The following is a 7,691-nucleotide window of genomic DNA, read 5'->3' as shown; positions in this document are numbered from 1 at the left end:
GCCTTGGAGGCGGCATTTTTGTTTCCGGAAAACAAGATTACTTGATCTTGGTTTCCTTGAATTCAACGTGCTTGCGCGCGACCGGGTCGTACTTGCGGAAAGACATCTTCTCCGTCTTGGTACGGCTGTTCTTGCTCGTAACGTAGAAGAAACCGGTGTCAGCGGTCGACAGAAGCTTGATCTTGATATTCGCAGCCTTGGCCATTTTCAGTTTACCTGTTCTGATTATTGAGGACCGCTATTCAAGTCCAGCAACGTGGCCATAAGCGGAAATTCGGCCGGACACTTAACCGAACGGCGCCAAAAGTCAAGCCTGCGTCGGTCACCGCGCCAATATAATAGATCAATCGACGTGTCCTCACTGCAGGACAACCTTGTACCGCATTTCCCAAGATTCGATTCAACCCTGCGTTCGTTGCCGAGCACGTCAAAGCACGCGATGAGTCAAACTTCAAGATTTGAAGGCAAAAGCAGCAACACCGAGCCAGCCGGTGTATCGGGGGAGATAGGCTCCCCCGACTGCGGCAAGAGCCTTGCCTTCAACCTTGGAGGTGATTCATGTGGCGATGTCCACTTAACATCACCCTTATAATGAAAAGAACCCGGACTGGCTGGCAAGTCGAGTTCCGGGTTCAATTCAACCTATAAGGAAGAGAGGGGCGGGCGAAAGCTCGCCTCTCACTCCGCGTCAATATAACACCGTGGCGAATAATTCCAAGCGCGCTGTAGTTGTACTCGCTTTGAGTCCCGAATCTAACCTCTGCGGCTGATCAAGCGAGAGCCCACCAAAAGCGCGTAAGCCGCGAAGAATATTGCGAGGGCGACTGCAAAGCCTGCCGGGCCCATCAGATCCATGCCGATACCGACCGCCTGTGGACCGACGAGCATGCCGACTGCGTAGCAGAAGACGAAGGCTGCATTGGCGGAGGCGAGCTCGCGCCCCGTAAGCTGCGAGCCGAGATGTGCCAGGCCAACGGTGTAAAGGCCGGCCACAACGCCGCCCCAGACAAACAGCAACCCCGCGACGAGATACCAGTTGGAATAGATGAATGGCAGGACGCACATGCCCGCCAAGCCGATCAACGCGCAGACAAGCAGGATCTTGCGGCGATCATTGACGTGATCGCTGAGGAGCCCAATTGGAATTTGCAGCAGCACGTTGCCAAGCCCGATGGTTGTGAGCAGGAGAGCCGCATTGGCCTCGCTATACCCAATGCGGGAACCAAAGACCGGAAACAGCGCGAAGCCACCGGTTTCAACCGCACCGAAGACAAAGACCGCCGCTGTTGCAGTGGGCACAGCCCAAATGAACGGAGCAAAGGGTACGTGCTCCTCTTCATGGAAATCCGGGCTTTCGTTCCACGCGAAAAGCACCGGCAACATGGCGAAAATGATGATGCCGAAACCGACCGCAAACGGCATGATGCCAACGCTGCCGATGCGCGAGAACAGCCACGGCCCCAGCGCAAATCCCACGGAAAGGACGGTGGCGTAGATACCAAGCACCAGCCCACGTTTGTCGGGAGGAGCGGCAGCATTTATCCAGTATTCGGAAAGGATGAAGAGCATCGTCAGCGCGAAATGCAGGAAAACGCGCAGCACGACCCACATCCAGAATTCGGTAAAGAAGTGAAAGCCTACGAACGAGAAGCCGCCGATCAGTAACATTCCAAGCAGGGTCGGCACCACACCGAACCGGGCTGCGATTGGAGCAGCGAAAGGAGCGGCGACAATCGATGCGATGCCCGCAACCGCAGCGTTCAAGCCTATCATGGTGGCCGAATGGCCGCGGCTTTCCAGAATTACGCTCAGGAGTGGAATGCCAAGTCCGATGGCGACACCAACGGAACTGATGGTGGCGATGGCCGCGACAAGCGCGCGCCAGGAAGACCGGACGGTTGTCTGGTCAGTGGTCGGCGTTGCATCCATAAATCAAAAAACCTCTCGGACGAATCGTCCATATTTCATGCGGTAACGAATGACGGCGTTGCCCGGGTCTAGGGCAGGATTTGCGGCAAGAATCGCCTCGGCCTCCATTATGATCGTCCGGGTGATCTCGGGAATATCCAGTTGGTTGGCCTCATGGAAGGGCAGCCAGCACAATTCTTCGAGTTCCTGTGATGGCCCGGTTGCTTCGGGAAGGGTATCGGCGACGGCATCGCGAAAAGCAAGGAAGAACCGCGTATCGAAACGGCGGGAGCGACCGGGCGGCGTGGTGGCTCTCGCGAAATAGCGCAGCACGGAAAGGTCAGGAAGAATCCTGCGTTCGACAAAAGCGGCCCAGTCGGGGTGCGATATCGAAACGGCATCCGGATGCCGGCGTCCGAGAAGAAGCCCTGCCTCTTCGTAGGTTTCGCGAATGGCAGAGAGCGCGAGTGCCCGGCAGCGTTGAACGCTTGAGCGACTGCCCATACCGGTCAGGAGTTTTGCTTGATCAACGTCGGAGAGCTCGGCAATTGCGGATATGTGGCCGTCCGCTGGTTCCGTCCGCCCACCCGGAAAGACGAATTTTCCCGGCATGAAGACGTGACGCATGTGCCGCCTGCCCATGAGGATGCGCAGATCCTTGCCGGAACGGTCGATGAGCAACAGCGAAGCAGCATCGCGTGGCCGGATAGGAACTACCGGCGTATCTTTTTGGATCGGGATGGCATTGCCTTGATCATTCACTGTTCCCGTGGCTCCTGATCGTCAGTCTCGCCGCCAAAACCATGCATGTAATTTGCCCATTGCAACCCGATGATGGCGCCTTTGACCGGCTGCAGCAAACCTATCGACAGGAGGATCGTCAAGGGAACCCAGATGGCCAGATGCACCCAATTGGACAATATGAAGAGGGTTTCAACAGCCAGAAATCCGCCGAGGACGATGTGGCCGACAATCGTGATGGTGATATAGGCGGGAAAATCATCGGCCTGTTGATGGGTGTAGTCCTCGCCGCATGCAGCGCAATGGTCGACAGGCTTGACGAAAGCGCGAAATAGCTTGCCTTCGCCGCAATGCGGGCAGCGACAGCGCAATCCGCGCCACATCGCCTGCCACACCGGCCGGCGCTCTCTCGCGGGCGCCGTATCGGCACCGAAAATCTGTTCTGCCATTACCTGCCTCTTCGTCCGCCCCGCGATACGGTAGACGGACGCTTCTGGTTTCCGCGTATAAAACGCTTTGCCTTGTGGTGCGAGCGAACACCGCTCGGCACCGGGTGCGGTTCTGAAAGCATCTCAAACCGCAAAGCGCCGGCAACTGGCAAGGCTTCGACCAAACGAACCTCGACAACGTCACCGAGGCGGAAACCCTTGCCACTGCGTTCGCCGCATAGAGCGTGGTTGGTTTCGTCGTAAAGATAGTAATCATCGCCCAAAGTTGAAATGGGGATAAACCCGTCCGCGCCATATGTCGCAAGGGAGACGAACAGGCCAGCCTTGGTCACACCCTGGACGCGGCCTTCGAAACTGCTGCCTACCTTGTCCGCCAGAAAGTGTGCGATCAGCCGGTCGACAGTGTCGCGCTCGGCGGCCATGGCGCGACGCTCGGATGTCGAGATCAGGGCGGCGATTTCGGGCAATGCCGCTTCTTCGTCCGGCGTCAGGCCATCCGGTCCAAGGCCCAATGCCGAGATCAGCGCGCGGTGCACGATAAGGTCCGCATAGCGGCGGATGGGCGAAGTGAAATGCGCGTAGCGATGAAGATTGAGGCCGAAGTGCCCAATGTTCGCGGGGTTGTACTCCGCTTGCGATTGAGAGCGCAGCACGACCTGATTGACGAGATCCTGCTGCTCGCTGCCCTCGACGCGCTTCAGGATATGGTTGAATTGGTTCGGACGCAGTTCTGCACCGCGAGCCAGCGATATATCCATCGTCCGCAGGAACTCACGCAGCGTTTCCTGCTTGGCCAGCGACGGCGCGTCGTGGATGCGGAAGATCAGTGGCTGCTTCTTGCGCTCGAGCGTTTCGGCAGCGGCAACATTGGCCTGTATCATGAATTCTTCGATGAGCTTGTGCGCATCGAGCCGCGGCGGGATGACGACCTTGTCGACCTTGCCCTCGGGTGTAAGCAGGATCTTCTTTTCGGGGAGGTCTAGTTCCAGTGGCTCTCGCGCATCTCGGCCGCGCTTCAGCACCACATAGGCGGCCCAGAGCGGCTTCAGGATCGTATCGAGTATCGGCGCCGTCTTCTCGTCAGTCGCGCCATCTATTGCTGCCTGCGCCTGTGGGTAGGAGAGCCGGGCGTGCGAGCGCATCATGACGCGGTGGAACGTGTGCGAGATCTTGCGGCCTTCGGCATCAAAGATCATGCGGACGGCAAGGGCGGGGCGGTCGACCAGTTCTTTCAGCGAACAAAGGTCGTTGGAAATACGCTCAGGCAGCATCGGCACGACGCGGTCGGGGAAATACACCGAATTTCCGCGCTTTAAAGCCTCGCGGTCGAGTTGCGAACCTGGGGTTACATAGGCTGCGACATCAGCGATAGCGACGGTGGCGATGAAGCCGCCCGGGTTTTTCTCGTCTGGATCAGGCTCGGCATAGACCGCATCATCGTGATCTTTTGCATCGGCTGGATCGATGGTCACCAACGGAACATGCCGCCAGTCCTCGCGATGCGCCATGGTTGCGGGTCTGGCCTTTTCGGCTTCCGCAGTGACGCTATCGGGAAAGACATGCGGGATCTCATGCTCATGGATGGCGATCATCGACAGGGCTTTTTCACTCGCAACGGAACCCACGACCTGCGTGATCCGGCCCAGTGCAAGTCCGTAGCGGCTGACTTTTGAAACCTCGACTTCGACGAGGTCATTTGCCTTGGCATTGTTCAGTTGGGCAGGATCGATGGCGAGTTCGACTTGCCGCCGTTCGACGGGTTCAAGGCGCCACTCGCCATTGTCGAGTTTGCGCAACACGCCCAAAACGGCATCCTTGCGATGCTCGATCTTCTTGATGACACGTCCCGTATAAGCGGGGCCGGTAGGGTCAGCACCATGAAAAATACGCGCCAGAACACGATCGCCCACGCCGGGAGTCGGACCTTTCTGATTGCGCGAGGCGCGAATGAAAACAACAGGCGGCCGTTCCTGGTGGTTTGCGTCCCATTCGGCAGGCTTGGCGATCAGCCCGCCATCGCCGTCACGTCCGGTAATGTCGAGGACTGCCACGCTCGGCAAGCTGCCAGATACGGCGAGCCGCTTGGCGCGCTTTTCGACCAAGCCATCGCCAGCCAAATCCCGCAAAATATCCTTCAAGGCAATACGAGCATCACCTTTGATATTGAATGCTTTGGCGATGTCACGTTTGCCGGTAAGGTCCGGATTTTCCTTGATAAACTGGAGAATCTCATCGCGGCTTGGCAYATGCTGTTCGCGACCGGAAGCGTCAGAATTGGCAGACCGCTTTTTTCCGTTGGGGGGAGAGATACGGCGTGCCAATCGTTTTTTCCTAACTTGCTTTTTTGGTGGCAGTCTTTTTCGCAACCGGTTTTTTCGTGGCAGGTTTTTTTGCTGCCGTTGCCTTCTTGGCCGGTGCTTTCTTGGTACCCTTCGAGCCTGCCTTTTCAGCGATCATAGCAAGAGCTTCCTCAACGGTCACGCCCGCCGGGTCCTTGCCCTTCGGCAGCGTGGCATTGACCTTGCCCCAGTTCACATAGGGGCCGTATTTGCCGTCGCGAACGGTTATCACGCCGCCATCGGGATGCTCGCCAAGATCCTTGAGCGCTGCAGGCGTACCTCGACCGCGCCCCGGGCCCTTTGCCTGCTTATCCGCAAGCACGGTAACCGCACGATTGAGGCCGATCGAGAACACGTCTTCCGCATTCTCCAGATTGGCATAGGTCCCATCATGCGTGATGTAAGGGCCGTAGCGTCCGATTCCGGCCGAGATCATCTTCGCCGTTTCGGGATGCTGGCCTACATCGCGAGGTAGCGAGAGCAGAGCCAGAGCTTTTTCATGATCCAGCGCATCGAGCGTCCAGCCCTTTGGCAGGCTGGCGCGCTTGGCTTCCTTGCCATCGCCACGCTGCACATAAGGCCCGAACCGGCCGTTGCGTGCGGTAATATCCTCGTCCGTATAGGGGTCTTTGCCGAGCAGTTTTGGCTCATCGCCGCCATTGCCGTTTTCGTTTGCCGCTTCGCTGCCACCAAGCTGGCGCGTGAATTTGCATTCCGGATAGTTCGAACAGCCGACGAACGCGCCATACTTGCCAAGCTTCAGCGATAGATTGCCCGTGCCGCAGACCTGACAGATACGCGGATCGCTGCCGTCTTCACGCGGCGGGAACACGAGCGGGCCAAGCTGGTCATTCAACGCATCCAGCACATTGGTAACGCGCAGTTCCTTGATTCCATCGACAGAGCCGAAGAAATCGGTCCAGAAAGCCCGCAGAACGTCCTTCCACTTCAGCTTTCCATCGGAAATCTCATCAAGTTTCTCTTCAAGATCAGCGGTGAAATCATATTCGACATAGCGCTTGAAGAAACTTTCCAGGAAGGCAATGACCAGCCGGCCTTTGGCTTCTGGAATGAGCTTGCGCTTGTCGATGGTTATATATTCGCGATCGCGGAGGGTCGCGAGTGTAGATGCATAGGTGGAAGGGCGACCGATGCCGAGCTCTTCCATCTTCTTGATGAGTGTTGCTTCCGAATAGCGCGGTGGCGGCTCAGTCGAGTGCTGTGTTGCGTTGATTTTCTCGCGGGCCAGAGCCTCTCCGGAGCGGATTTCCGGGAGACGTCCACCATCTTCATCGACGTCTTCTTCCTCGCGGTGATCCGTATAAGCACCGAGAAAACCATCAAACCTGATGACCGAGCCTGTCGCGCGCAGTTGTGCGAAACGCGACCCGTTCTGCGCATCGATTTCGACCGTCGTTCTTTCGATGTCCGCCGACTGCATCTGGCTGGCGATTGCACGTTTCCAGATCAGCTCGTACAACCGTGCCTGATCGGCATCAAGAAACTGGCGCATGTCCTTGGGATGCCGATTGAAATCGGTCGGGCGGATCGCTTCGTGCGCTTCCTGAGCGTTCTTCGCCTTCGTGGCGTAAAAGCGCGGCTTCTCCGGCACATATTTTTCGCCAAAAACCTTGCCGATCGTCTGGCGCGCCGCTTGAACGGCTTCGGGCGCCATCTGCACGCCATCAGTACGCATATAAGTGATCAAGCCAGCGGTTTCGGTACCGAGATCCATACCTTCGTACAGCTTCTGCGCAATCTGCATCGTGCGTGATGCGGAAAATCCGAGCTGACCGGAGGCCGCCTGTTGCAAACTCGATGTGGTGAAGGGCGGGCCAGGGCTGCGCTTGATAGGCTTTGCTTCGACCGAGGCTGCCTTGAAGGACGCGCCTTCCAGCATGCCGCGGATCTCGCCGGCCTGTTCACCATTCTTGATATCGAGCTTGCCGAGTTTCTTGCCATCGACTGATACAAGCCGTGCTTCGAACCCGTCATTGCGCGGTGTTTTCAGGAGCGCGGCGATATTCCAGTATTCTTCGCGGATAAAGCGTTCGATTTCCGCTTCGCGATCCGCGACAAGCCGCAATGCTACCGATTGGACTCGTCCAGCGGAGCGCGCGCCCGGGAGTTTGCGCCAAAGCACCGGGGAGAGGGTGAAGCCGAAAAGATAGTCGAGCGCACGACGTGCGAGATAAGCATCGACGAGCGGCATATCGATGTCGCGTGGATTGGCCATGGCATCAAGTACGGCATT

At 57.7% G+C, this 7,691-nt stretch carries 6 protein-coding genes; all 6 read right to left on the bottom strand.

Annotated features, from left to right (window positions below; genetic code table 11):
- Positions 1-37: 37 nt before the first annotated feature.
- The gene (gene rpmG / locus ACXJ5O_RS14340; RefSeq protein ID WP_008122896.1) at positions 38-205 is read right to left on the bottom strand and encodes a 50S ribosomal protein L33; all 168 of its coding nucleotides are present in this window, start codon (positions 203-205) and stop codon (positions 38-40) included.
- Between the two features lie 548 nt (positions 206-753).
- Entirely contained in the window at positions 754-1,929 is a 1,176-nt protein-coding gene (locus tag ACXJ5O_RS14335) for an MFS transporter (protein ID WP_457300474.1), read from the bottom strand.
- Positions 1,930-1,932: 3 nt separating this feature from the next.
- Positions 1,933-2,670 carry an NUDIX hydrolase gene (locus ACXJ5O_RS14330; RefSeq protein WP_457300473.1) on the bottom strand — a complete coding sequence of 246 codons (738 nt, stop codon included), beginning with the start codon at positions 2,668-2,670 and terminating at the stop codon, positions 1,933-1,935.
- A complete protein-coding gene (locus tag ACXJ5O_RS14325; RefSeq protein WP_457300472.1) occupies positions 2,667-3,098 on the bottom strand; it encodes a DUF983 domain-containing protein in 432 nt (143 codons plus the stop codon). The genes ACXJ5O_RS14330 and ACXJ5O_RS14325 overlap by 4 nt, the downstream gene beginning before the upstream one ends.
- Positions 3,098-5,419 carry a ribonuclease R gene (gene rnr / locus ACXJ5O_RS14320; protein ID WP_457300471.1) on the bottom strand — a complete coding sequence of 774 codons (2,322 nt, stop codon included), beginning with the start codon at positions 5,417-5,419 and terminating at the stop codon, positions 3,098-3,100. Before rnr ends, ACXJ5O_RS14325 begins: the two co-directional genes overlap by 1 nt.
- 10 nt (positions 5,420-5,429) lie before the next feature.
- On the bottom strand, positions 5,430-7,691 hold a 2,262-nt coding region (topA, locus tag ACXJ5O_RS14315; protein WP_457300470.1), incomplete at its 5' end, for a type I DNA topoisomerase.

Source organism: Phyllobacterium sp. P5_D12, assembly GCF_054049495.1.
This window is presented reverse-complemented; position numbering and strand designations above follow the sequence as displayed.

Bases quoted from the DNA above. Each gene is read 5' to 3' on its own strand.
- rpmG (WP_008122896.1), bottom strand. From the start codon at position 205: ATGGCCAAGGCTGCGAATATCAAGATCAAGCTTCTGTCGACCGCTGAC.
- ACXJ5O_RS14335 (WP_457300474.1), bottom strand. From the start codon at position 1,929: ATGGATGCAACGCCGACCACTGACCAGACAACCGTCCGGTCTTCCTGG.
- ACXJ5O_RS14325 (WP_457300472.1), bottom strand. From the start codon at position 3,098: ATGGCAGAACAGATTTTCGGTGCCGATACGGCGCCCGCGAGAGAGCGC.